General features: G+C 41.3%; 38 protein-coding genes and 1 pseudogene. 2 read left to right on the top strand and 37 right to left on the bottom strand.

The genetic code is table 11. From position 1 onward, the window contains the following. The 24 genes from C228_RS0111540 to C228_RS0111425 all read right to left on the bottom strand — a co-directional run. A partial coding sequence (locus tag C228_RS0111540) for a DUF6631 family protein (protein WP_018652022.1) occupies nucleotides 1-377 on the bottom strand: 377 nt, incomplete at its 3' end. 52 nt (nucleotides 378-429) lie between these two features. Next, nucleotides 430-1,173, bottom strand: a complete 744-nt coding sequence (locus C228_RS0111535; RefSeq protein ID WP_018652021.1) for a phage tail tube protein — start codon at nucleotides 1,171-1,173, stop codon at nucleotides 430-432. Further along, on the bottom strand, nucleotides 1,166-1,333 hold the full coding sequence (locus C228_RS14510) for a DUF7210 family protein (RefSeq protein WP_018652763.1): 168 nt from the start codon (nucleotides 1,331-1,333) through the stop codon (nucleotides 1,166-1,168). Before C228_RS14510 ends, C228_RS0111535 begins: the two co-directional genes overlap by 8 nt. Next, a complete protein-coding gene (locus C228_RS0111525) occupies nucleotides 1,330-1,776 on the bottom strand; it encodes a phage tail terminator protein (protein ID WP_018652762.1) in 447 nt (148 codons plus the stop codon). The genes C228_RS14510 and C228_RS0111525 overlap by 4 nt, the downstream gene beginning before the upstream one ends. Further along, entirely contained in the window at nucleotides 1,773-2,168 is a 396-nt protein-coding gene (locus C228_RS0111520) for a DUF1320 domain-containing protein (RefSeq protein WP_018652761.1), read from the bottom strand. Before C228_RS0111520 ends, C228_RS0111525 begins: the two co-directional genes overlap by 4 nt. After that, nucleotides 2,168-2,539 (bottom strand): hypothetical protein, encoded by a 372-nt coding sequence (locus tag C228_RS0111515; protein ID WP_018652760.1) that lies wholly within the window; start codon nucleotides 2,537-2,539, stop codon nucleotides 2,168-2,170. Before C228_RS0111515 ends, C228_RS0111520 begins: the two co-directional genes overlap by 1 nt. 45 nt (nucleotides 2,540-2,584) lie before the next feature. Beyond that, nucleotides 2,585-3,502, bottom strand: coding sequence for a Mu-like prophage major head subunit gpT family protein (locus C228_RS0111510; RefSeq protein ID WP_018652759.1), 918 nt, complete (start codon nucleotides 3,500-3,502; stop codon nucleotides 2,585-2,587). Continuing rightward, entirely contained in the window at nucleotides 3,502-4,569 is a 1,068-nt protein-coding gene (locus C228_RS0111505) for a phage protease (RefSeq protein ID WP_018652758.1), read from the bottom strand. The genes C228_RS0111510 and C228_RS0111505 overlap by 1 nt, the downstream gene beginning before the upstream one ends. 269 nt (nucleotides 4,570-4,838) lie before the next feature. Beyond that, complete coding sequence (locus C228_RS0111500; protein WP_018652757.1) at nucleotides 4,839-5,255, bottom strand: phage virion morphogenesis protein; 417 nt, start codon at nucleotides 5,253-5,255, stop codon at nucleotides 4,839-4,841. A 147-nt stretch (nucleotides 5,256-5,402) separates the two neighbouring features. Then, entirely contained in the window at nucleotides 5,403-6,692 is a 1,290-nt protein-coding gene (locus C228_RS0111495) for a phage minor head protein (RefSeq protein ID WP_018652756.1), read from the bottom strand. Next, entirely contained in the window at nucleotides 6,679-8,319 is a 1,641-nt protein-coding gene (locus tag C228_RS0111490) for a DUF935 domain-containing protein (protein WP_018652755.1), read from the bottom strand. Before C228_RS0111490 ends, C228_RS0111495 begins: the two co-directional genes overlap by 14 nt. Nucleotides 8,320-8,362: 43 nt before the next feature. Continuing rightward, nucleotides 8,363-9,988 (bottom strand): phage terminase large subunit, encoded by a 1,626-nt coding sequence (gene terL, locus C228_RS0111485; protein ID WP_018652754.1) that lies wholly within the window; start codon nucleotides 9,986-9,988, stop codon nucleotides 8,363-8,365. Between the two features lie 3 nt (nucleotides 9,989-9,991). After that, nucleotides 9,992-10,144, bottom strand: coding sequence for a hypothetical protein (locus tag C228_RS14505; protein ID WP_018652753.1), 153 nt, complete (start codon nucleotides 10,142-10,144; stop codon nucleotides 9,992-9,994). Continuing rightward, on the bottom strand, nucleotides 10,144-10,644 hold the full coding sequence (locus C228_RS0111475) for a DUF1804 family protein (RefSeq protein WP_018652752.1): 501 nt from the start codon (nucleotides 10,642-10,644) through the stop codon (nucleotides 10,144-10,146). Before C228_RS0111475 ends, C228_RS14505 begins: the two co-directional genes overlap by 1 nt. Before the next feature lie 9 nt (nucleotides 10,645-10,653). Next, nucleotides 10,654-10,908, bottom strand: a complete 255-nt coding sequence (locus C228_RS0111470; protein WP_018652751.1) for a hypothetical protein — start codon at nucleotides 10,906-10,908, stop codon at nucleotides 10,654-10,656. Continuing rightward, nucleotides 10,908-11,165, bottom strand: a complete 258-nt coding sequence (locus C228_RS0111465) for a hypothetical protein (RefSeq protein WP_018652750.1) — start codon at nucleotides 11,163-11,165, stop codon at nucleotides 10,908-10,910. The genes C228_RS0111470 and C228_RS0111465 overlap by 1 nt, the downstream gene beginning before the upstream one ends. Continuing rightward, a complete protein-coding gene (locus C228_RS14500) occupies nucleotides 11,158-11,316 on the bottom strand; it encodes a hypothetical protein (protein ID WP_169334422.1) in 159 nt (52 codons plus the stop codon). Before C228_RS14500 ends, C228_RS0111465 begins: the two co-directional genes overlap by 8 nt. Nucleotides 11,317-11,327: 11 nt before the next feature. After that, complete coding sequence (locus C228_RS15100) at nucleotides 11,328-11,717, bottom strand: DUF2681 domain-containing protein (RefSeq protein WP_018652748.1); 390 nt, start codon at nucleotides 11,715-11,717, stop codon at nucleotides 11,328-11,330. Further along, nucleotides 11,717-11,938: a DUF2644 domain-containing protein gene (locus tag C228_RS0111450; RefSeq protein ID WP_018652747.1), complete on the bottom strand. Its 222-nt coding sequence runs from the start codon at nucleotides 11,936-11,938 to the stop codon at nucleotides 11,717-11,719. Before C228_RS0111450 ends, C228_RS15100 begins: the two co-directional genes overlap by 1 nt. A 2-nt stretch (nucleotides 11,939-11,940) precedes the next feature. Beyond that, on the bottom strand, nucleotides 11,941-12,486 hold the full coding sequence (locus tag C228_RS0111445) for an N-acetylmuramoyl-L-alanine amidase (RefSeq protein ID WP_018652746.1): 546 nt from the start codon (nucleotides 12,484-12,486) through the stop codon (nucleotides 11,941-11,943). A gap of 88 nt (nucleotides 12,487-12,574) precedes the next feature. Further along, nucleotides 12,575-13,000 carry a Mor transcription activator family protein gene (locus C228_RS0111440; RefSeq protein WP_018652745.1) on the bottom strand — a complete coding sequence of 142 codons (426 nt, stop codon included), beginning with the start codon at nucleotides 12,998-13,000 and terminating at the stop codon, nucleotides 12,575-12,577. A 131-nt stretch (nucleotides 13,001-13,131) separates the two neighbouring features. Beyond that, nucleotides 13,132-13,341 carry a hypothetical protein gene (locus C228_RS0111435; RefSeq protein ID WP_018652744.1) on the bottom strand — a complete coding sequence of 70 codons (210 nt, stop codon included), beginning with the start codon at nucleotides 13,339-13,341 and terminating at the stop codon, nucleotides 13,132-13,134. 12 nt (nucleotides 13,342-13,353) lie between these two features. Further along, entirely contained in the window at nucleotides 13,354-13,947 is a 594-nt protein-coding gene (locus tag C228_RS0111430; RefSeq protein WP_018652743.1) for an antA/AntB antirepressor family protein, read from the bottom strand. 71 nt (nucleotides 13,948-14,018) lie between these two features. After that, nucleotides 14,019-14,207 (bottom strand): helix-turn-helix domain-containing protein, encoded by a 189-nt coding sequence (locus C228_RS0111425; protein WP_018652742.1) that lies wholly within the window; start codon nucleotides 14,205-14,207, stop codon nucleotides 14,019-14,021. A 121-nt stretch (nucleotides 14,208-14,328) separates the two neighbouring features. On the opposite strand from C228_RS0111425, the gene C228_RS0111420 reads away from it, so the two are divergent. Next, nucleotides 14,329-14,835: a helix-turn-helix domain-containing protein gene (locus C228_RS0111420; RefSeq protein WP_018652741.1), complete on the top strand. Its 507-nt coding sequence runs from the start codon at nucleotides 14,329-14,331 to the stop codon at nucleotides 14,833-14,835. A 61-nt stretch (nucleotides 14,836-14,896) separates the two neighbouring features. Here the strand turns inward: C228_RS0111420 and C228_RS0111415 are convergent, their stop codons facing one another. From C228_RS0111415 to C228_RS0111360, 12 genes are all read right to left on the bottom strand, one after another. Then, entirely contained in the window at nucleotides 14,897-15,325 is a 429-nt protein-coding gene (locus C228_RS0111415; RefSeq protein WP_018652740.1) for a gp16 family protein, read from the bottom strand. Beyond that, nucleotides 15,309-15,875 (bottom strand): hypothetical protein, encoded by a 567-nt coding sequence (locus C228_RS0111410; RefSeq protein ID WP_018652739.1) that lies wholly within the window; start codon nucleotides 15,873-15,875, stop codon nucleotides 15,309-15,311. The genes C228_RS0111415 and C228_RS0111410 overlap by 17 nt, the downstream gene beginning before the upstream one ends. Further along, nucleotides 15,862-16,170 (bottom strand): hypothetical protein, encoded by a 309-nt coding sequence (locus C228_RS0111405; RefSeq protein WP_018652738.1) that lies wholly within the window; start codon nucleotides 16,168-16,170, stop codon nucleotides 15,862-15,864. Before C228_RS0111405 ends, C228_RS0111410 begins: the two co-directional genes overlap by 14 nt. Nucleotides 16,171-16,180: 10 nt before the next feature. Continuing rightward, nucleotides 16,181-16,417, bottom strand: coding sequence for a hypothetical protein (locus C228_RS0111400; RefSeq protein WP_018652737.1), 237 nt, complete (start codon nucleotides 16,415-16,417; stop codon nucleotides 16,181-16,183). Between the two features lie 145 nt (nucleotides 16,418-16,562). Further along, nucleotides 16,563-17,081, bottom strand: a complete 519-nt coding sequence (locus tag C228_RS0111395; protein WP_018652736.1) for a host-nuclease inhibitor Gam family protein — start codon at nucleotides 17,079-17,081, stop codon at nucleotides 16,563-16,565. Continuing rightward, nucleotides 17,074-17,340, bottom strand: coding sequence for a hypothetical protein (locus C228_RS0111390; protein WP_018652735.1), 267 nt, complete (start codon nucleotides 17,338-17,340; stop codon nucleotides 17,074-17,076). Before C228_RS0111390 ends, C228_RS0111395 begins: the two co-directional genes overlap by 8 nt. 9 nt (nucleotides 17,341-17,349) lie before the next feature. Further along, entirely contained in the window at nucleotides 17,350-17,694 is a 345-nt protein-coding gene (locus tag C228_RS0111385) for a hypothetical protein (protein ID WP_018652734.1), read from the bottom strand. Next, nucleotides 17,691-17,888: a hypothetical protein gene (locus C228_RS0111380; RefSeq protein WP_018652733.1), complete on the bottom strand. Its 198-nt coding sequence runs from the start codon at nucleotides 17,886-17,888 to the stop codon at nucleotides 17,691-17,693. The genes C228_RS0111385 and C228_RS0111380 overlap by 4 nt, the downstream gene beginning before the upstream one ends. 9 nt (nucleotides 17,889-17,897) lie before the next feature. Then, nucleotides 17,898-18,779 (bottom strand): AAA family ATPase, encoded by an 882-nt coding sequence (locus tag C228_RS0111375; protein ID WP_018652732.1) that lies wholly within the window; start codon nucleotides 18,777-18,779, stop codon nucleotides 17,898-17,900. 55 nt (nucleotides 18,780-18,834) lie between these two features. Continuing rightward, nucleotides 18,835-19,263: a hypothetical protein gene (locus C228_RS0111370; RefSeq protein ID WP_018652731.1), complete on the bottom strand. Its 429-nt coding sequence runs from the start codon at nucleotides 19,261-19,263 to the stop codon at nucleotides 18,835-18,837. Between the two features lie 9 nt (nucleotides 19,264-19,272). After that, nucleotides 19,273-21,234 carry a Mu transposase C-terminal domain-containing protein gene (locus C228_RS0111365; protein ID WP_018652730.1) on the bottom strand — a complete coding sequence of 654 codons (1,962 nt, stop codon included), beginning with the start codon at nucleotides 21,232-21,234 and terminating at the stop codon, nucleotides 19,273-19,275. Between the two features lie 44 nt (nucleotides 21,235-21,278). Beyond that, entirely contained in the window at nucleotides 21,279-21,557 is a 279-nt protein-coding gene (locus C228_RS0111360) for a helix-turn-helix domain-containing protein (RefSeq protein WP_018652729.1), read from the bottom strand. 176 nt (nucleotides 21,558-21,733) lie between these two features. On the opposite strand from C228_RS0111360, the gene C228_RS0111355 reads away from it, so the two are divergent. Then, nucleotides 21,734-22,453 (top strand): LexA family transcriptional regulator, encoded by a 720-nt coding sequence (locus tag C228_RS0111355; protein ID WP_018652728.1) that lies wholly within the window; start codon nucleotides 21,734-21,736, stop codon nucleotides 22,451-22,453. 207 nt (nucleotides 22,454-22,660) lie between these two features. Here the strand turns inward: C228_RS0111355 and C228_RS0111350 are convergent. Next, nucleotides 22,661-22,933 (bottom strand): annotated as a pseudogene (locus C228_RS0111350) (ABC transporter substrate-binding protein); the annotation flags it as partial. Nucleotides 22,934-23,119 lie beyond the last annotated feature (186 nt).

Raw genomic sequence — 23,119 nt, 5'->3', positions numbered from 1 at the left:
TGCACCATTTTCTCCAACATTGGCTGCACCGCCTGACGGGTAAAAAAATCGCTATTTACCGTCCACCACATCATTAACACCGTTTCTGCATCTTCGCCTGTCAGATTCTGTACCCATTCAAGCGGTTTACCCACCGAAATACTGACTAAATGCAGTATCTCTTGGTAATGTTCTGCAATAAGGTTCATTAAACCATCTAAACCAAACTCCGCTTCAGCTTTGCTTAACGTGCTGCGCAATGCCGTAACAAATGGCATAAACAACGTACGGTGCTGTAATTGCTGGATGAGTGAATATTCTTTGATTTCGATTTCTTCGCCCGCAATAGTGATTTTCTCATTCGGGAACAACACATTTAATTCATCTTGTTTTTGCATAATCAAGCCTTGGTATTTTTAAAGCCCCTGTTCTCAGGGGCAAAGGAAAAATTTATTGATTAATTTTAACAATACGACCGAAACGACCTAATAAGTCATCGCCTTTTTTATGGGTATCAGCAAGTACTTTCGCTTTAGCACTCAAAGCGTCTAAAGCATTATCGTTATTAATCAGATTTAATGCGTCCGTCGGGTTAAAATTGATTTTATACAGTTCAACTAATACCCATTCGTTTTGTTCCGCCATATTGACGCCTTCGTAACGTAGGCATAAATCTTTCGGATTGCCTGTTAACATTGCTACATTTTGCACCTCACCGTATTTATAAGCGACGGTTTCGGTATTACCAGTATGCGCGGTTAAAAATTCGACCGCACCAAAAATGCTATCGACAAAAAAGTCCGTTCCTTCAGTCATATTGTCAATTTTGACCTCGCTGACATTGGCGTAAGCTAACGCAATACGGTCACCGACTTTAATCTCTGCCGGTAATTTTTCGCCGGTTACCGTACCTTCAGCAATTTTGCCGGCGTTACCGAGTAATAATAAAGAAAGATTATCAACGCTTAATTCATGAAATTTGACTGATACTTCACCCGATTTACCGGTAATGATTTTTCGTACCTCTTGGCGATTGCCAGAGTACGACTCTTTGTGAGTAAAATCCTCAACGGTAAGTGATACACTAAGCTCTGAGACATCACCCACCCAGCGTTGTGCGCCAATAGCGCCACCAGGTAAACGTTCGGCAAGGTAGACTTTACCCTGACCGTAGCTATATGTTTCGTTACGCATTTGCCTTCTCCTCTTGTTTGTTTTTTGTCACCCTTAAGATTTCGCCGATTCCGTGTTTAACGATAAAATCAGCATCTGATTGTGCAACCTCAACCACATCTCCGGCTTGATATTGCTTACTTTGATGTGTATGTTGCGTTAATAATTTAATCTTTATCATTTCGCTCTCGGCATAATAAATTCAACATTAAAGACGTAGGGGTAGTAACCCCAACCGTCGATATATTCCGCCTTACGTGACACAGTAGCTCGTGTGAGCGGTTTGGTTCGAGCATTGATGATAAAACCACTTAATGCTTGTAGTGTCCTTGTCATCAACTCGCCGGCAAAGTTATCAGCGCTGTTTAAACTACGCTTATCGGCAAGATGAACGACTATCGCCACAGTCCACCTTTGTGTAATGTATTGCGTTTTACCTAATGTACCGTGCGCTTGTACCGATGAGTTAATCACATCACCCTCGTATATCACATAGGCGCTCGGAGATTTTTGCGCTACACGGTTGATTTTCGCCAATTCACCGGCAAGCAGCACTTCTTTAAATTCGGGTACGGCTACCATCAGTTGCCGCTTAATCGCCTCTCCGGCAAATAAATAATTCATCTTGAAAAGACCTTTTTACTGCCTGTGATAAACACGACTTGGTTACTGGTTGTGTTATCACCGTCACTTTTATCATTCAGCCCAAGTGATAATTTGCCCGCCGCCACATCGGATAACTGTTTAATGCGATGTTTATAGCGTAAATAAACCGTGCTATTTTCATCTACGCTGTTATACAAGTAATAATGTGCAATATCGCACGCAATGCGATTAAGCGACTTAGGCACACTTTTAACAGGTAAGGCGTAGCGGTCGGATAAATACATATCCATTTCCGCCTGTGCATCATCTATTGCTTTTTCCGCCTCTTTATCAGTTGCAATAAGTCGGTAGATTTCGTCTTGACCGAATGCGGCAATGAGATCATCTAACGTGCAATAATATTTCATCATTATTCATCCTTAACTACCGGCATAAATTCTAAATAAGGGTCTTGGGATAGTGTGATAATCTGCTCACCGGTTAAAGCATCACGAGAGATTTCTAACGCATCATTTTTATTAAAACGATAACCGCAGCGACCGTAAGTAGCCTGTGGATGAATAGCTTTCAATTTAATCTGAAAAGCAATCGGCTCAATGATTTCAGCACCTTTTAATAAATCCGAATCAGTTTCATCTTTTGAGCTTTTAGTATCTTGTAGCTCATCCATTTCCGTTGTGCCGTCTGCTTCGCTTGTTTTAGCTGTATCAGCATTATCTGTTGGTAACGCGTCCCCCGCTGTATTTTTGGTTTCATCTGCTTTTGGATTCTTCTTAGCCATTTTTTTTACCTCTTACAAGGGCATATTGCTACGCCCCAAAGAAAATTATTCTGCAATTTGAGCAGATACAGCCACTTTCAGCACACCTTTTAACGGATTGCTTGTGCCATTAATAATATCTGCCTCAACCAACTGGCGAGCCGCATATTCAAGAGCCGGTGGCACTAAAATTGTGCTTGGACGGATGTTCAGTAACTTGCCACCATCACCTTTAAGCATACGCATCTTAGCGATAACTGCCATTACGGTTTCCGCATTCAGCTCTGAGTTTTCTACACGATGGATAAGCTGCCAAAAACCGAAACCAGCATTACCACGAGCACGCACACCCCATAGATATTCATCTTCCATAAAGACAGTGTCGGATTTTGAAGGGTCAAACTTCGTTTCAATTTCAGGCTTAGTGCGTTCTTGCCAAATTAACGGCTTAATCGCATTGGTATCGTCTAAAATATAAAACGTAGGCTTGCCACTTGCTGCACCGGTGGTGATATTGCTTTGGGTTTTGCTTGTGCCTGTACCGTCCACGTTTTCGTAAACAGGGTGGTCTGTGTCGAAAAAGTTTTGACCGTCATAGCAAAGCGTTTCTTTACCTTTTGCCAACAAGCCAAACACCAAGTCATCCGGTAATTCCGCCGCACTTTGACCGGCTTGCTGCACAATCGGGGTAAATAACCCGACCTGATCGTCTTCAATATCGGTACGAGCTACGCTCACAGTCGATTCAAAGGTTTTATTCTCAATCGACATTGCTTCCGCTTGCATTTTCTTAATTTGGCGTTTACCTACCCACTCACGCATTTTCGGGAATTGACCCAGCCAGCCGTAAGTATTGGTTTTAGTTGAAGAGCTAATCTTCATTGCTACCATTTCCCATTGCGGTTTAATTAAAGCTAAACCTGCACCAAATTCTTTTTTAAATGCCGTATCTAAGGCTTTTAATAATTCCGATTTTTTAAACATTACTTCGCTTCCTCTTTGTATTTTTGAGCAAATTCATCAGGGGTTAAGCCCAATGTCTTAGCGGTTGCAATTTCCGCTGCAGATAACGCCACTTTCTCCGTACCTTTGTTCGGGTCTTCACCACTCGACTGCGTACCTGTTAAAGCAGGGTTAGGGGTTACCGTTTTCAAAAAGTCGGATAACGCCACTAAATTTTGTTTGCCTAAGTTTTCCGCCCATGCTTTTTGAGCCGGTAGTAAGCGACCATCGGATAATGCGGCTTGAATTAACGCATCACGCTCTTTGTCATTTATTTGTTGTTTTAAGTTATTCAGTTCACTTTGCGTTGTCTGAAATACGCTTAACGCTACAAATTGAGTAGGGTCGGGATTATTCACTTTTGCGGATAACGCTACTTTTTCTGTTTCAGCATTTTTTAATACACCATAAACATCTTTTAACGCGACTTTAGAGTCACCTTTTGCGGCAGATAAAGCGGTCAATTCCGCTTCAATTTCTGCGTCTGTTGCTGTTGCGGATAATGCAAACAGCTTAATTAAGAGTTCTTTCATTTTTGAGTTGTCCTCACTAAGTTCTAAGTAATGGGAAAATTGGCTAGATGTTGCTACTACTTCGGCTAGATTGTGCAAAGCAGGGCGATTGGTTAAAGCTGCATTTAATACCTTGATTACACGTCCTGACTTGTCAGCCAAGAATAGTGGTGATAGGTATTTATAAATACCGTTCTTAATTTCATCCACGGCTTTACTCGTCCAATTCACATCGACGAAGATGCCTTGCCCAGAAATATATTCAGCTTTTACCATCCAACCAGCTGCCGGATTACCTTTGCCGTTTTCAGCTACATAAAGGGTCTGATGTTCGTAATCGATCATCAGTTGGATTTGCAAATTATTGATGTCATCAGCGAGCTGATAACCGTTAGTGTCGTCTACATACCAACCTCCCTCACGTCCGTCTTGCGGATAAAACCAGCCATAAGGGAAAAGCTGTACACGACCATTCACTTCTTTTCCTAGCTGAAAAGCACACGCAATAGGATTTAATTTGAATTTATGCTTAAACACAAAAATTACCTCAGAACAAATCATTGAGGCTAAAGGATAGGGGAGTGAGGAAAAAGAAAAGAGAGGAGCGACTTCTACAAATGACGAAAATTTGTAAAAAACTCAGAAAAAAAGACCGTTTGAAAAGAATTGCGAGATAAAATTACTTCAAAACCATTTTAAAACATTTTAATTCATTTTAAAAATGACGGAATGATAAATCATACCTTTAACAAATTAAACGCCTCTAATCGTCATTTTGAGGCGTTTTATCGAAGTTATTTTATTGCTTATCCAAGCAGTCTTTGCCAGTATGTTTGCACATCATCTAAAATATCTTCCTCGTCTTGTGGGGTAAGGGATAAAAACGGACGAGCCGGAATTTTCACTTTTTGTCCACGCCCCGCCATTCCGCCAAATTGATGAATAGCCGCATAGGGTTCATTCGTCCCTACTAGTGCCGAATCATTATCGTAATCACTTGTGATGCTACTCATTAAGTTTTCCGTATCAACAAGTGGCGAACCTTGCCGATGTTTAATACCCAACCAAGCCGGACGACCGCCGACATCAAAGTTAGTAAGTACCGCTGATTCCATTGTGCCGGCAATATTCCGCATTAAGTCGGATTTATTTTCTGTTTTAGCTGCAATACGGTTTAGCATATCCGTGATTTGCTCAATGCCGTTAATTTGGATTTCAATCATTTTTAACCTAACCGAGTTGATTTTTAAAATAAACAAGGGTATATTTTGAACAGCCGCTAGAAAAGCGATGATAATCTCGAGGATCGCAAGCGATGAGGCGAAACAGACTCTGGACTGTGTGTAGGTGGTTCGAGCCCTACCTAGCGGCTAATTAAAAGCTTTATCCCATTGTTTATCGCTTACTAATCTAAACGACTGCACAAATATCTCGTTATATTGAACCAACACTTTAATAACTACAAAATAACGCTTACCATTTAATTCTGCGTAAAAACGCCACCCCTCACGCTCATCCAATTCAATTTTTAACGGATTATTTAAAATGTCAGGTAAATTTGCATAGTCCAACACGCCAAAATCCTGTCCGCCACGGCTATTAAACTGCTTGATCAGCGTATCGTCCGAAATCCACACTGTGCCGACTTTACTGTCAATCTGCTTTTGAGTTTCTTCACTTAACCGACCGGCTGCAAATTTAAAGTTCTGAGTGAGGGTATTTCGTACCTTAACCATCTCATTTGTGGATAGCTTTTTATTACCGCCTTTGGCTTGAGCAACTGCTTTTTCCAACTTGTTAAAAGCCAGTTTAAACTCCCCCCCACTCATCTCCGCCTTAGCAAACTGATGAGCCAACTTTTCAGGGTATAAATCCAAATTCGGCTTGTATGTTAAACGCCCCACGTTATAATCAAACCCTTTGTCAGCCAATCGCACCGTGCCGTCAGGTAGTTTAAAACCTATGGTTTCTTCTTGGTTGCCGAGCTTATCTTTTGGGCGTTTTGCCTTAACTAAGAACGGCTCACTACTGCCGACCTCATCAATCCCTTTGCGTTTTAAATCTCGCTCACCCAGTGCAATCACCGTGCAACGGCAATTAAAGCCGTTCGGCGGGTAAAAGGTCGCCCAAAACGGATCGTCATAACGATAAATTTTACCGTTTAATGCTTGATGAGCAGGGCGGGTGCGTTGGTCCCCGACGGCTGAATATTGCCAATATGGTCTATTATCAACGTTGTCCATGTAGCGTTGACAACGAGCCGCTGAATAAGCCTGCTGCATATTTGTGCGATAAATTGTATTTAAACGGCGAGGCGTGCCAAAATGTTCACCTGTTACTGGGTCAGCCAGCAGTTTACCATCAATGCCACGGTTTATCGCTTTATCGTGCCCATATATCCAGCCTTTGCGCTCAAATTCATTGACGAGTATTTTTTTCCATTCTGCAAAAGATTTACCCTCTCGCCGTGCGATTTCCATTGATTCGTAAATATCACGAGTCATTTCAAGACTCGTCATTTTACTAATAGTGGTAGCTCGTCCAAGGGCTGAGTCAAATAATTCTTGCCTAAAAACTTTGTCGGCAAGTAATTTTTTTTGCCGTAAGTAATCAATCGCTTGTTTTGGCTCAAGACCGATTGCAAAATTAGCTTTCTGCATTCGCCGCTCCTAACAAATCTGATAAAAATAAGGCGTTCGCTAGGTAACGGTTATGCTCATCACTGACTAAATCAGGATAAGCTTCTGCAAGTTTCTCTGCTGCTTCATCATAAGAGCTGCATGCCATTAACACCGCCACTGCTTTTTTGGTAATAGGGTCAAGCTGAGCATTAAAATCAGGCACAGTAAAAGCCTCGTCCGCTAATTCATCTAACGTATCTTGCTCCTTAATTCCCGTCGGATTTTGTGCTGATAACGCATGAGCTTTGCCACCACAACCGCAAGGGCAACCATTCCAACCTTCAATATGGGATGTTTTTGCAAAATTTGCCGATAATCCGACCGCTTGCGGATTTGCCACACGCCCCAGTACCGCTTCATTTGCTTGTGCTTCTGGAATCCCCAGCTTATCCATCGCCCACTGAACAGGGATAGGCATACCAATATCCACCAACTTCGGCAAACTATCAGCAAACACAGCTAAATCCGCAGGCTCTTTTGTATCAAATTCAAAGGTAGGTATGCGATTTGGATCAACCCCTGCAAAGTTAATTTGCAAGAACGGCAGAATAATCTGTTGTGTGAATGTTTGCCCTAATTGCTTAACATCCGAGACCAATAAATCACGACGTACTTCGTTGTGGATATTACCTAGCGCATTGGTCGAGCTTTTACCATCTGCGCCACTGGTCAATGTTTGCCCTAAAATCAAGCGTGCAATCGCCTTCTCGCACCAGTCTACCATTTGTAAAAATGGGTTATTACCCGAACCAGCACCGGTATTTGCTGCATTATGTAATTCAATACTCATTGATTCCGGCATAATTCCAGCGGCGTTATGTCCAATTTCAGCCAATGCACGTTTGAGCGTATCTTTCTCGCCTTTTGTTGCCCCGGCTCCATACTTACCGATACGAATCGGCATACCGTATAACTCTAAAAATTCCGCAAAATCGTGAATAGAGTAATGTTTAAACATATAGAGCCAAGCAAGCGTACGGAATAAGTTATTACGAGCTGCCTGTGTTGAGCGTGATTTATGTGTATGCACAACCCAACCAAAATCACGCAATGGCTCGCCATCTTGGTTTTGTGGCGTTTTAAGTAGTAAATTATCCACCTTGTCCCATTTAAACCAAGACTGCGGACGATGACTAAAGATGACCGGTAACCATTGTTTACCGTTAAATTGCCACTCAATTTCAAGGGCAGAAAAGCCGTGACCTACTGCATCCATACAGTCCATCATTAAGTCTTCTAGGTTGCCGATTTGATAAAATAATTCGTCGACTTCATCACGTAATTTTTCTTCTTGCGGTGTCGCATTGCGTGGAGCTTTAATTACCCAATCCACCCCCAATACCGCACGCTTACGGGTTTGAATATTGGCAAAAATAGAGCTATCTCGCTCTTCAATATCCATAAACAACTCGTGCTGGGCGGTAATATCGCCACTTTCCGCATCCTCAAAAATGCTTTTCATTTTTGCCGGTGTAATAAAATTGCTCGGGTGATCTGATAGCACTCGACCGGTCGCGGTAATTTCGGCTAAATCGGTTTGCAATGCCTGATCTTTAATTGTTTTTAAAACGAGTTTAACCTGTTTTTTATGCTTATTTTTTGCCATTTTTATTCCTTACAAAAACAGCCCCAGAGGGGCTGAATGTTATTTAATGTCGCCATTTACTACGATATTCGCCATCAAAATCACCCACACTTTCCCATTCAATCGGAGCAGAGCTGCTGACTGCATTTCGCCATAACATTTCAAGTGCATCCGGACCGTCATCATGGTCAGCTTTTGGAAAATGGCGTAGCTGGCTTTCAAGCGTACTTTGCGAACGGTGCAGTAAAATCAAGCCGTTTGCGATATGCGGTTGTAGGCTTTCAATTCGCAACATCTTATCGCTGTTCGGTTTGGTTGCCGTGGCTGGCACAGGCTTGCCACGCTGTGCCGACCGCTTGACGAGTTCCGTTTGTAAAAACTCCTGAAATTGGATTGTCTCCACAAACCAGCGGTGGCAGTTATATTGAGAGTGCAAGCGGATAACATCCTCAATAATCAAATCAGGTAGTCGTTTCTTAATTTGAGCCTCGACCACATATAACTTACCGCTCTCACGATGATAACCGCCCACCAAAATCGCCGACGGATCTCGACTTGCCCCAGCTTTACCCATTGAGGGGTCTAACGCCCCAAAGTAAATCAAATCATCAGGCAATTCTGTCCAGTATTGGATACTGTTGGCAAAAATCGCATCATCACCCGAAACTGGGTCGTTTTGATACTCGGAGTCAAAAGAACTATGCCCATCACTGGCACGAATTTTCATTAAATAGAGAATAGGGCGAGCCAACCACGAAACGACAGCCCCTTTATCCATCTCAGCTTTATGTTGCTGATAGAATAGGTCTGAAAGAGTGTCATCATCGCCTTCTTCAGAAAGATAGATATTCTCCCATTCGTCCCACAACGCCATATTGTCAGGGAAGCGTAAAATGGCTTTAAAATGGGCTTTTTTCCAACCTTTCGTTTTTAAAACTCGGTTAAGTACACTGTCATAATGTAGAATTGTGCCGACATAAATCACATCGAACTTTTCGCCTGCTGCACCTAATTTCAGTACGGCATTTAGCACCCAGTTATGCAACTTGTTACGCTGTTCAGGGGTTTGCACCATTTCATCATTTTCAATATCATCAAGCACGACTAAATCAGGACGATAAGCCCCGTGTCGGCGACCACGCAATTTCTGCCCTGCACCGACAGCTTCAACTTTTTGATTTTTACTGGTAATAATTGCCCCAGCACGCCATACTTTACCAGCTCCCAATTCAGGGAAATCAACCGCTAAACGAGGGTTTGATTCAATTTCCACTTTAATCGCCTCAAGCATACCGTAAGCCTGCTCACGGGTATCCATTGCGATAATGATGTAGCGTTTCAAATCGCAAACCATACACCACAGTGGGAATAATTGCGTGCAAATGGTCGATTTCGCCTCACCACGAGGAGCTGCAATCGCTTGACGCACCGATTTACTTAAATCACTAACGGAAAATGGTAAGTTTTCAAACAAGTAGTGATGCAACTGCGACTTGTGTTCAGAACGCACATAATGAGGGAAATAGGCTTGCACAAAGTATTCAAAACCGTGTACAGGATCTAAAACTTTCTGACGGCGTTCGCTAATCGCTTTTGGCGTATCGTCCCAGCCTTCAAAGTTGGCTTCAATGTTGCGTTGTAGTTGGTGGCGTAAAGCCTCCAGTTCTTTTTCAAAATCTTTTACTTTCATGCTTTAAACTGCCATCGCAACTAATAATAACCAACACCAGCCATCTTGACCGCTTAGCATTAATTTAACTGCGCTGATAATGCAGGCGAGCTGTACAATCCAACGGAAATAGTAATGCTTATGTACTACAATATTTTTTTCTTTTTTCTCAACCATTACTTAAACTCTTTTTTAAATTGCACTTCTAAATCGTCCAACATTTCCAAAAAATCTGGAAGCAAATGAGGCTTCTTCGTTTTGACGATGTTAGCCATCAGCTCAATCGACCGCATCGCTGTTGCCATTGCACTCGTTTCCGGCAACAGTTTTTTACTCGAAGCGGTCATTTTCGCAAAAGAATCAGCAAGTGCTGATAAGGCTTCTACTTTCGCTGCGGTTGTCATATCTGTGTTTTCTTCAAGCTCGGTCATTAACGTGCGGTACTTGATTAAAAAGCCCGTCAGCAAACCTTGAGCGATGTTTTCAATGCCACCACTTGCCATCACTTGTACATCACGGGCTTTTTCCCAGTTATCACCGTTCTTTTCTGCTTGTGCTTTCCAACGCCGTGCAGTGCCGAATGATACGCCAGCTTTTTCGGCTGCCATTTCAAGCGATAAACGGTCAAAAACATACGCACGGCGAACCGCATTTTGCACTTCTACATCGTGAGCCATTGCACCGTCCTACATTCCGAATTTCATTCGTAGCAACTCAAAACCAACGGCAACCAAACCTCCGCCCACACCACCGGCGATAATCGCTTGTTTACGGTTTTTCTTTGCCATCTCATTGACTAAGTGTTGTGTTGCTTGAATTTCACGGTGTAAACGTTCAATTTCTTGGTTTTGCTTATCAACCTTACTATTAAGTTCCGATACTGCACCGTAAATCAGGTCTAATTTTTCTGAATCTGTTTGTTTATGTTTTCTACGGCTCATTACTTATCTGCCTTTTTATCTAATTTTTGGTTAATCTCTTTAAGCGAATCTAAAACATCATCTAATTTTTCTTTAATGCCACGATTCACTTCTTGAGCAAGCTCTTTAGATTGATACTTACTTTCCATTTCAGTTTTCAATTCTTTGACTGCCTGTTCATTTCTGCCAATACGGTCAAACACGACTTTAATTGCAAAGCCAAGCAAAGGGGCGACCACAAAAGAAATCAGCATCTGAAACAATTTTTCATCAAGCATAACGACCTCGCTTTGCACGACTTACTGGGTTTTTATTGCCTTGTTTAATCGCTTCTTTGAGGTAGTTTCGGCGTTCTGCAGTAATGGAATTTGCTTGTCTAAATTGACGGTTTCGCCACCATTGCTTAATTTTTCTTATCCACTTTTTCACGGCAAATTTCCTCATAAGTCAGATTGTGAGCAAGTACTTGACGCTTCGTTTCCGCCGTGTCCGCACGGCTCGGATAAATGAGACTGAACGTCTCGCACCCCGTGATAACTGTCGTGACTGTCATCTCGGAACCATTTGTGTTGCTGCAACTGCTCATCAACATCGCTACGGCTAATGCGGCGAGTGTTTTCTTCATTTTTTTGTTTAACTTGTGCATTTTTAATTACCTTTTCTTGGGTTTTAATGACCGTTGTTTGTGCCTGCTTTTCAGCTTCCAGTTTTGCATTTTTCTGGGTTAATTCGACCGCTTGTTGTTCAGCTTTGTGTAGCTGCCATTTAAACCACGCCCAAATACATAACCCAAAAGCACCAATAATAAGGGCGAGAGTAAGTGATACCATTATTCGCCTCCTTTACGCCCTAATGCGTTAGCAAAGCCTTTCGTTGCCACACCACCACCGCAAAACACCGCAAAAACAGTAAATAATTCAGCCACGTTTGAACGGTCTAAATAGACCGAATACCCTAAAATGACTGCCATTAACAACGCACCAAAAAACTGAATAAACGCCGTGGTACTTAATCTGCCGTTGTCGTTTGTAATTAATTCGCTTAGTTTCATTTTTATTCCTTAAATAAGTGTTCGACATTCACAATTTCTTCTGAATGAAGCCATTCCCATACGTCAAAGCACGGACAATCTTTGAGCCATTCGTGCTTTTCTACTTTTCCGTTATGATTTGCATCGGGACTTAGGTCACGGTGACCGCAAATTTTCGCCCTCGGGTGATTTGCTTCGAGTTCACAGAGCAAGCGGTGTAAGGCGTACCATTGTTTTTCAGTATATTCGCCGTGATTTTTACCATCCGCGCGAAGACCACCAACAAGGCAAATGCCTAATGAATTTGAATTATGACCTTGCACGTGCGCACCAATTTCGCCGACTTGACGACCGGTTTCGACGGTGCCGTCTGTATCAATCACAAAGTGATAACCAAGGTGAGCTAAGTGTGAGTTATATTGTTTAACTGCAGCGGATGTACGTTTAAAGCCTCGTTGTTTATGCCAATCATTAATGCGTTCGGCGGCGGTTTGTGTATCAGTACGTAAGCGTTTGCCATTTGCGGTGGCAGAGCAGTGGATCACGATTTTTAAAATCGGTAATGACATAATAAAAAAGCCTCTAGTTAAGTTAAAACTAGAGGCTAGAATAAGATTTAGAAAAGTTTTAATGTATCCGATGCGCTTCAACAAGCTATCAGAATAAAGCCTGTTGTTGTGCTTGAGATGTACGACGGAAACTATAGACAATTTCCCAACCATGGCGGTCGGAAAGTTTGAATTTCGGGCAAAGTTGTAACATCGCTTTTCTACCTGACATACCTTGCTCTTCGGTCAGTTGCAAGAACTCTTTATAAAATTGTTTATTACGCAATACACGCAAAGCTGCATCACATTTCGGCACATACACAAAACAATTCTGCAGATATTGCGTAAGCTTATCGGCAAGCTCTTTACCGATTGTTTCGACAATCATTTTATAAAAACTTGTGCCGAAATTAATATAAAACCCCAAACCGCCGAACCGCTTTACTAACGCTTCGGTTGCAGGTAAACCCACTATTGTTACAAATTCTTTCGCAACTTCTGGTAGATAAACTTCAACAGATTCAAATTCGCACATAGATACTCCCTCATTTTTGAGGTATTTTTGCATGGCATTTTTGAATCTGTGAATGTTTCTCAAACTTTTTTTGTAAAATTTTGATAAAAAAGACCGCTTATTAGGCGGTCTTTGAAACTATTTTTTGATTTTTATGAATTTTCGGTCATTTTTAACAGGGTTTGCGTATCATTCGCCTGTTTTTTAACCGCCAATGCGACTACCCCCAACAGATGAGCAAGTCCATTTAGTGATATTTGGTCTTCGGTATTGTCCACAATTTCTAATAAGTGACTTAAACTGTATAGACCACTTGCAAGATTTTCGGTATTTTGCACAATATCTTCAAATTCAACTCTCATTTTACACCTCCATTATCCACGAATGACTGTACGCACGGCACTTTCAGAACGCCCTGTTTGTTGGACGATTTGCCCTGTAGTTAAGCCTTGTTGATGTAGGCTTAGAATATGGCGTTTTTCGTCTGCGGTCAGGCGGAGTTTGTAGCGTTGTGGCTTGACGACCTGTTTGAGCAGTTGATTTTGGGTTTCGAGCAGTTCGATGTATTTGTCGGTGCTGATTTCTACCGTGTTTTTCGCTGGCAAAACTTGGGGTAGTTGGCGAGCTTGCAACGCCTCTTTTTCCATTTGGATAAAATAACGACGTGCTTTTTGCCCAAGTTCGGAACGCTCAAGCATACAAAGCTCTTTTGCCATATCGAGGGTGATGTGATAGTCCTTGATTTCTTTTTGACGAAGACCAAAGAAACCACTCTCGACGTTCACTATTTGGTGAACACCGATAAAATCTAGGTTTTCTGTGAATCCATACTTAGAAATACGATGTTGGATCCAATCTGAGAATTGCTTGCCGTTCTCCAATTTTTGATGAAGCTCACGGGCATTAACAAGTTGAACATATTGGCTTTGAATTAAACCTGTGAAGGTTGAAATTTTAAAAGTATTCATATAGAATCTTCCTTATAGTTTATGGGTGTCTACAACTTTCTCACGGTCAAAACACCCAGTTAGTGAACTTACTAGTCATCAAGTTGAATATTCAGCTTGATGGCTATCTCTCTCAACATACCGTATCGGCATTTCGCTTTTCCACTCAATACATAATTCACATATTGTAATGTAAAGCCATTGTCCCTAGCCCATTGAGCTTGAGTGATATTTTGATCTCGAAGCCATTGCTTAGCTTCTTGTGGGGTTCTTTTTTGCATAGTTTTCTCCTAATTGTTAGACTAAAACACTTAAATATGTTAAGATAAAAACATAAAATCAATTAATATTTCTTAACTAAGTTAATATTAAATCTTAACTATATCTTTTGCAAGAGTTTTTATGAAAAATTTTATAGATATTTCTAATCGTCTAAAAACCGTATTATCCGTAACAATGGATAAAGAGCTAGCTGAATTACTGGGAATTAGCAAATATTCTTTTGCTGAAAGGAAAAAACGCAATTCATTTCCCGAGAAAGAGCTAAAAGCTCTTGCAAATGACCGTCCAGATTTAAATTTAGATGTGGACTATATCTTAACTGGGTATAGTGAAGCCAAAGAGGTATCAGAAAATAATTTTTGGAATGCTGTAATGAAAGGTTATTCTCTGGAAAATCATCAAACACGGTTAAATGATGAAAGTGAAGGATTTGATGTGGAACTACCTCCAACCCCAAACAATGCCAGTTCAAAGGTATTACTAAATTCTGAGGAAATGATGTTAGTGAGTTGTTACCGTAAAAGTAGTGAGGATAGTAAGCAGAAAATTCTTGACGTAGCCAAGATGGCAAGAGATTTATGGCTTGTTAAATTACAATTAGAAGAGGTAAAAGCCCCAAAATCGTAACTGTGTAAAAAATTTCGTAAAATTTATTATTCAGCCCTCCGCAGAAGGCTGTAAATAAATTCTACACTCTCCGCCCATGCCGTTTAGCACTAACTGCTAACATTTGCACAATTTTGCGGAGCTGTTCTTCTGTACACCATTGCAAGCGGTCAATCCCGAAGGATTTTTTACAAATGGCATGAGCATAATTCCACGGCTTTTTCATTTCAGTCAGAAAGGCTTCAATTTTATCCATATAACGCTTACGGATTTGATTGACCGGTGCATTGCCGACATCAGGCTTTTTGCCGTGTTGCTTGGATTTAACCTTAAAGCCTTTTGCCTTCATCGCCGATAAAACCTGCATTAGCTCGCTGTCAGTCATTACACTACAACTGTGTTTATCTACTGTTTCGAGTAAAAAGCGAGTGTAGCATTCACGGTCCATTTTTAATTCCGCCTTGCCGATGTGGATTTTCTGAATCATTTGCTGTCTAGTTTGCGGTTGCATTTGCTTTTTTCTCCTGACATTTTAGCCATAATTGATAGCTTTCGGTGTTCTTAATGTTGTCTAATTGCCCTAAGGATTTCATTCGCTCTACATACTGAATCGCACCTCTTAATTTATCCTCCTCATTGCGTGCCGCTTGTTCGGGGCTTTCGTGCTTATGCTGTTTAAAGTCTTTATCACTTCGCACAACGGCAAATTGTACTTTCACGCTTTCATAGACTTTTTTGAGGTAGTTATGATTAGCAAGCGGTTCAATTCTGCCCGTTTCTCGCCGATTGCGTCGGACTTGTTCAACCGTATCGTGCAAAGCTCGCTCTAACACGTTTGACGGTTGATAAATCTCTAATAAACTTTTCAATAGCTTTAATGCTCGGCTGTTGGACAAACTGGATTTTTTAGGCTTAAACAACCCCAAATAAGGCACAACCGCTGCACCACAACCGCTCCCCATATTGATGACCGTATTCAATAACTCACGACTAGATTCATCTTCAATAAGAGCTTCAAGCGTGATATCTGAATGGCAGATTGGGCATTTACAGAGTTTCATCATCTTCTTCCTCTTCTTCCCATTCATTTTCTTCATAAAGATCACTTAAAACCTTATCAACTGCCTGTTGCATACGTGCTTTATAAGTCTCTTTGCTATTTAAAAAAGCTAATTGCATTGGGGTTATTAATTCTTCATAACGTTCTAACCTATCAAAGCTATTTCCGTTAAAATCCACTCTGGCAATACGTCCACCAAGTACGTCTGTTTTTGCATTAATCCCAACTTGATTTAAACTATTTTCATCTTTGAAAATAACTTCTAAGCAGATTTTGTATTTTTGCTGATTGTCCATTACATACTCCCTAACTTAACTGTTTCATCACATTATCTTTACTAACTCTTTGAATTTCATCAAATCGCCGTTTAGATTCTTGTGTTGTAATCTTCGCTTTGAGTTCAAACGCTAATTTTCTGCCGTTTTCCCAAAGCACGCCTGCACCTTTAAAATCACCTTCTCGCACGTATTTAATCGCTTCTTCAAACAACTCAATACAGTGCGCCATCTCTTGACGTAGGTCTTGGTTTTCTGTGATTGTCATACTGATTTCCTCTTTTAAAACACATTATTAAAGCCCCTCAAAACGAGGTTTAAAGGGCTTTTAAATATGTTTTATTTTGTATCTAGCACTAATACTAAAAAGGCTAGAATCATTCCAATACAAAGGCAGATAATAGGAATATCCATTAGCGAGATTCTTGTTCAAATGGTTTCACAACAAACTCTTCAACACCTGATTTGATTGTAATGCCTGCTACGGTTTGAGCGGTTTCAGGCTCTAGCAAGATTGCATCTTTGTTGATTTCTTCTTTAGTGCGAACAAACTGGGTTAGTCCGAGTAATTTCAAGTTTTCAATCACTTGGTCAGCTTTCGTTACTCGCACACTCGGTGGATTTTGTCGCCATTGCACTTCGCCTGTGTTGAAATAACCTGTTTTTTGTTTACCATTTTTAGTAAGTTCATCACGGTGGCTTTCACACCATGCCTGAATCGCTTTTTGACGACTTTCCACTGCTTCACGTAACTCTTGCAATGGCTGAGCATAGCGTTCAGTAATTGCGCCGATTTCATCATTCTGCTGTGTGGTAACACGCTGTAATTCACGCTGTGCATCACCGAGTTCTTTAATTAACACTTCAGTTTCTTCACGGCTTTGTGCTCGGATTTCTAATGTTGCTGATTTAACTCTTGTCGGTTTACGCATTTTTTCCTCCTAAGTATTCCAATGCTTCAATAAATTCGCCAGCTTCAACGGTGTTATCAAAAACTCGCCCTGATTTTGTGAGTACAAAGTAATAGCGGTTTGATTTGTCGATTGTTTGCATTTTTACGCACCAATCGCCTGCGTCTGTGGTATCAATAACGGCATATTCTTTGCCGTCTTCGATTTCTTCCCAAAGCAAGGGTGGTACGACCGCATAACTGCCGACTAATACGCTTTCACGTGTATCCATTTCTGTCATTTTTAACTCCTAATGTTTGTATTTCTGTTTAACTTTATTCGGGTAATTGCGTTCGCCTTCCCAAATACACTTCACGCCTCGCACTTGCATTTGGTAAAAGTCGTAACGCACACCGGCTCTTGTTTTCATACCGAACACTTGTGCTGTACCACTTTTTACAAAGCGTTTTGTTTTATAGTTTTCTCTTAAAATAATTCGTGGTTGATAACCTCCCCCCCATTCCACACCGGTTACTTCCAAATCCATCTCTTCACATTCCAGCATTGCCAATTCAAGTTTTACCGCCGCTTCATAGACTGCTTTGGTTTCCTTGTTCATTTCTCTGCCGGCTACTTCGCTGTATTCTTTACTCATTTTCTATCTCCAACTTCTTCACGACCGAGTTTTACAATGCTTAAACCTTTTCCTGTACGGTTTGCATAACTCGGAGTAGCGAGTTTTCTCACTGTTTCTACTGAGATATTCATCCCTAAAGCGACTTCTATTGCCGTACCGTCCATGATGTATCTTTCGCCTGCATAAGCTGCATAAATTTGCTTTACTGCCATTTCAGCCCCCTAATTGATTAACATTCCTGCATATTGTTTAATCATCTCTGCGTTAATTTCCGCACCGTTAATTTCTGCGGTTCTTACCACGCCTCGCATTAGCTTACTTAATCGTCTTGCGTTGCCTTTTGCCGCTTTTAGTAGCGTGTCGTTATATTCCGCTGTGCCTAATGCCTTTTCTGCAAGTAACGCTAAATCACTTTCAGGGAGTTGGTTGCCAAGGTCTAACGCAAAACTCACTCGACTATATAACTGTGCCAGTTCGTTGTTTTTACCTTTAAGATTGATAAGTAATCTCGGCATACCGGCTAACACTACGCCCACGCCCGTGAGGTCGTGGATTCGGCGGATAAATTCGAGGGAGCGAGTAGATAACAGCTCGGCTTCATCAACCAGTAACACACGTTCCGAGCCTTTTAGCTTTGCAGTAATCGCTTCAAGTAACGTGTCATTCGTACCGGTATCGGTTGTGCCGATGGCTTTTGCGATACGTTTTAATAACGTTTTAGGCACACAACTTGGATCAACTTCAATCAACACCGCACCGCTATTGTCTTTCGCATACTGTTTCAGCATCTGCGTTTTACCCAAACCCGCACCGCCAAAAATCACATTTAATTCGCCTTCAACGTGTGCATATTTGATAACATCCATTCCACGGCGAGCTGTGAGGGTTTTAACAAAATCCGTACTGTATTTTGCTTCCGTTACTTTTTCTTTATGACGAGCGATTAATGCCTCTACTTTTTCGTCAATCTGTTGCACGTTACCGGCATAAGTGCCTTTTAGATAAAGGCTGAGGGTAGCGATAGAGATGTCTAACATTTGTGCCGTTTGCTTTTGTTGTAAGCCACGGTTTTCCATAAAAGTTTTTAATTCTTGGTTTTTCATTTTTAACCTCGTAAAATGAGCCTCAATTCTTATTTAAAATTCATTCAAGGAAGCGTTATGCCTCACTCACTACCATCTGAACCTGTTGCAACCGTGCTTGCTCGAGCAAATCTTCAACATCTTTTGATTCAAAAGCTATTTGCTCACTTAGCAAATCTTTCGCCAAAAGAGGCAGAATCTGCTTTATATGATTTCTCAATGCAGGTAAATCAGATAACAGATTCGATTTATCTAACTGACAAGCCTGAAGATCACCCTGCAGCAGATTTACTATCTGAGCTAGCTGATGAGCTGTGGGACGAGTTGCATGAGATACTTGCTTCAATTCAAGAGAAAGCTCAAACTTCAACCCACTAGGGAAAACCACCTCACATTTCGCACTATGTTCAAATAATGGTTTATCTTTAAGTCGGGCTTTACGTTCTAAACGGCGTTTTGCTCGTATTTCTCGTTCTTGCTTAATAAAACTTTTCAATTCGTTCATTTTTCACTCCTAGCCAAAGGCTCTTTGTTGTTCTTCCCATTCTTCTTTTTCTGCTTGAGTTAGGAAAATTGGGGTTGCCTGTTTTGCTTTGTCAGTCATCACAAAGTTAAACGCTGGCGTATGTTCAATCGTTCTAACTGGGTTTAATTCCGCTTGTATTTCGTCCACTTGCTCTTGTTTGAGCTTCATTCGGCGGTTCGTACGTTCTTTGCGCGCTTTATCTACAAACGCTTCAGGGAATGCCGCACGTTTATTGCCGTCAAATTGGGCTTCGCAGATAAATCTGCCGTCTAAGTGGCGAACAATCACGCTTTCCGCATTGTGAATATCAAAGCTCACAGTGACTTTTTCGCCGTCCACCTCAATCAATTTCTGATTAAAGTAGTCATTGTTGAACACCGACAACCAACCACGCTGAGCCACACGAATCACTTGCGGTCTGAACATATCTCTTGCTTCAACCGGCGTGATTTTCAGCACTTCAACATCTTGTAAGAGTTGAGCTCGTTTTCTTGCCGGTGTCGTACCGATTTCTCGGTGGACGTGTTCGTTGTTGTACCAGTCAATCGCTTGCTCCACCGCATCAATAAACTGTTGCCAGCTTGGTAATTTTCCCTTTGCGCGTTTTTGTTTATCGGTCAGTTCGGTTTTGCCTTGGCGTAACGCTTTCTCTAGGCTAATCACGCCAGTCGAAACTTGCCGAACCGTTTCACGGTCTGCCCCTGTGCCGTGGTAAGTGTCAAATTGTCGAGCAATTCGCAACGCAATGGTTTGGTTTACTCGTTCGATAATGCCTCGCCCTTGCGGATTGCCCGGTATCCCTGTTTGGTGGTTAATGCCTAATCTCGGCAAAATCCCTGTAATATCTGCATCGAGCGTCCAGTTCTTTTCACCACCACCATTATCTGAGTAGTAAATTGCCGGAATGCCGTGTCGCTCTACGCCGTAGCGGATTGCATCAGCGACCGCTATGCAGTTTTCGGCTAAACTCACCGACCAACCTACAATAAATCGGCTTGGTGCATCCATTACCATAGTTAGTTCAGGAATAAACGGTCTGCCGTGGTCGGGGTGTGCCACTTTCATCTTCATTGAGTGTCCGTCGCCAACCCACACGTCATTAGCCTTTAATACCGACCAATCACGTTTCACATAAGTGTTTTTCGCTCTAAGTTCCGCTCCAGTTTTGCGACCAATCGCTTTAAATAGCTGGCTAAATTTACTCATCACTCGGCGAACTTGATGTATGCTTGGCATTAACTCCAACCATAACGGCTGGTCTGCGTAAGCTGTTTGCCAACGCCAAGCAAATTCTTCGTAGGCTTCGGCAATATTTACGCCGTTTGTATTGCGGTAAACCCCTAAAAATTCTGGCAACCAGTTTAATTCAGCTACATCAACGGGCTGTCGCACTTGCGGTGCAATGATTTTTAATCGTTGCTCAGCATTATCTGCTTTGCAGTAATCAATTACCCACTGGTTAAGTGTGCGTTCGCCTACTGTGCGTTTTGCGTTTGATTTAGCGTTAGCCACCATAACTAGCTCCGCCACATCGGCGGGTAATTCGCCATTTTTTGCAAGATCGCAGAAAAACTTAACCGCTTTAATTCGGGACATTCCGCTGTCTTCCAGCTCAAGCACTTTCGCTACTAGAGTCATTCGAGCATCCGCAATATTGCGTTGTTTATTTGTTAAAGAACTTAAATCAATTTCGGCTCGTACTACGGGGAGTTTTGGCTTACTTTTGATGACCGATACCGCAAAACGGGAGCGGATTTCATTTTGAACTTCTTCCGGCATTGAGCTGAGAGCATATTCATATCCACCGCCTCTGCCTGTTCGTTTTTGTGATTGCCAGCTTTCTCTTACCGATTTTTCAAGCACATTTTTATGAGCACTGGGTAAGCTAGATAACTTAAAACTTAATAACTCAGCCACCGAATAGTGCGTTTTTAAACTTAACTCACTCATAAACGTTCTTCCTCTATATCTTTTACGTTCAAGATCATTTATGATTAAAACTTATTAGTTAAGGTTGGTCGCCGATTACGTTCAATACGTTCTGCAGTTCGTCCTGCCCAAATTACTTCAGGAGCTACTCCTATTGCACTTGCGATTAGGCGTTCCATTTTGGGGTAAGACTTATCTAAAGCTGATTTCAATGTGCTATAACTAACACCTCCTTCATCAGCCAAAGAACGTAGCGTCCAACCTTTTTTACGAAGTCCCGCAAGAATATCGGCTCTATGCCAATCACTCTGTGCGGTTTTTTTAACGTCGCTTAATACACTCATTTAATACACTCCTATTTACCTATCCAATGCGTGTATTAAACCGTAAAACTTTAAACAAATCAACCGTAAAACATTATTTTTTAGAAAATATTTTTGGTTTATTCATAATTCATTTATAAATCAATGGTTTAAGAATATGTTTTACGAGTAAAACTTAACTATTAGGAACGTAAAAGATGAGCAAACCAAACATTTACGATGAAAAATTTTCAGAAAGAATGAAATTTATCGCAGAAAAGAGTTTTAAGAGTAATTACAGTGAGTTCGCCAGAGCGGTAGGAGTTGCTCAAGCATCATTAGCACGTTGGGTGAAAGGTGAAGCAGATCCATCTCGCTCAAATTTAGTAAAAATAGCGGAAGTGTCAGGCGCTAGTCTTGAATGGCTGGCAACAGGTAAGGAACAACAACCACAAACCAGCCAAAGCATTGTGGGAAAAGCGTTTCAGCAGTTAGAAGTAATGCGTGAAGAAGCTGTTTCAATGATTGATAGCTTTGTTTCTATTCATGTTTCAGCAGGTTTTGGGAGCTTTAATGAGGGGGTGACCAAACCAGATGGGCAAGAGCCTTATGCGGACAGTCTTTTGCATAGCCTTGGCGTGCAGGCAAAGCATTGTGCGGTTTTCTGGGCGAGCGGTTCTTCTATGCAACCGACTATTACTGATGGCGACCAGCTCTTAGTTGATTTAAGCCGTAATGAAGTACGAGGTGATGATAAAATTTATCTTGTTCAGAATGGTGACAGCGTGTGGGTAAAACGTGTGAAAATGTTGTGGGACGGCGTGGAGCTAATATCTGACAACAGAGAAGAGTACGAACCAATTAAAATCAGCAACCAAGAAGCACAGAACCTGCAAATCATCGGGCAAGTCGTCCACGTTGGACATAAGCTAATTTAAAACTATTTTAAAATCAGTTTAAAACCGATCATTACTATGCAAAAAATAGTGCAATTTTTTTCATTTTTTCACTATTTTTGCTCATTTTGTTTTTTGCATAGTTTTCCATAACAAAAATGCGGAGAGCCTTGATTTTATTAGCCTCTCCGCATTTTTTTGCGCCAAATTTTTTTATCTTTATCTATGTAAAATAGATCACTACCCCACAGGTACCGCTTTACTAAATTCCACCCAACTTGCTGGCGCCCAATCAGACCAAACCGCTTTAGAAAAGCCAACCACATTATCTAATGCTTTTTCACCACCAACTGCCATATAATCTTGGTAGTTAAACGCAAGTACCACTCGTTTAGCCGGCAACTCAACCGTCACTTTACGCTCAAGTACATCGGTAATTTCCGTCGGTTTGGCATTAGCAAAACCAGATAATGTAAATAACGTTGCCAATGCAGCTGCTGTTAATTTTATTGCTCGTAACATAAACACACACCTTATAAAAAATTAAACTCAAATCATTCTTTCTATATTTATTTTAATATATTTTCAGCGAATGAAAATCATTACCAACTAATCCTAATCAAATTTTGTGATATTGATCACAAAAGTAAGCAACTTTCCTCACCAATAAACTGACATAACGCAAGAAATTCAAACATTTATCAGGTA

The sequence above is a fragment of the Actinobacillus capsulatus DSM 19761 genome (assembly GCF_000374285.1).
Taxonomy (GTDB): domain Bacteria; phylum Pseudomonadota; class Gammaproteobacteria; order Enterobacterales; family Pasteurellaceae; genus Actinobacillus; species Actinobacillus capsulatus.
The sequence above is the reverse complement of the archived record's forward strand: the minus strand, read 5'-3'. Positions and strand labels throughout refer to the sequence as shown.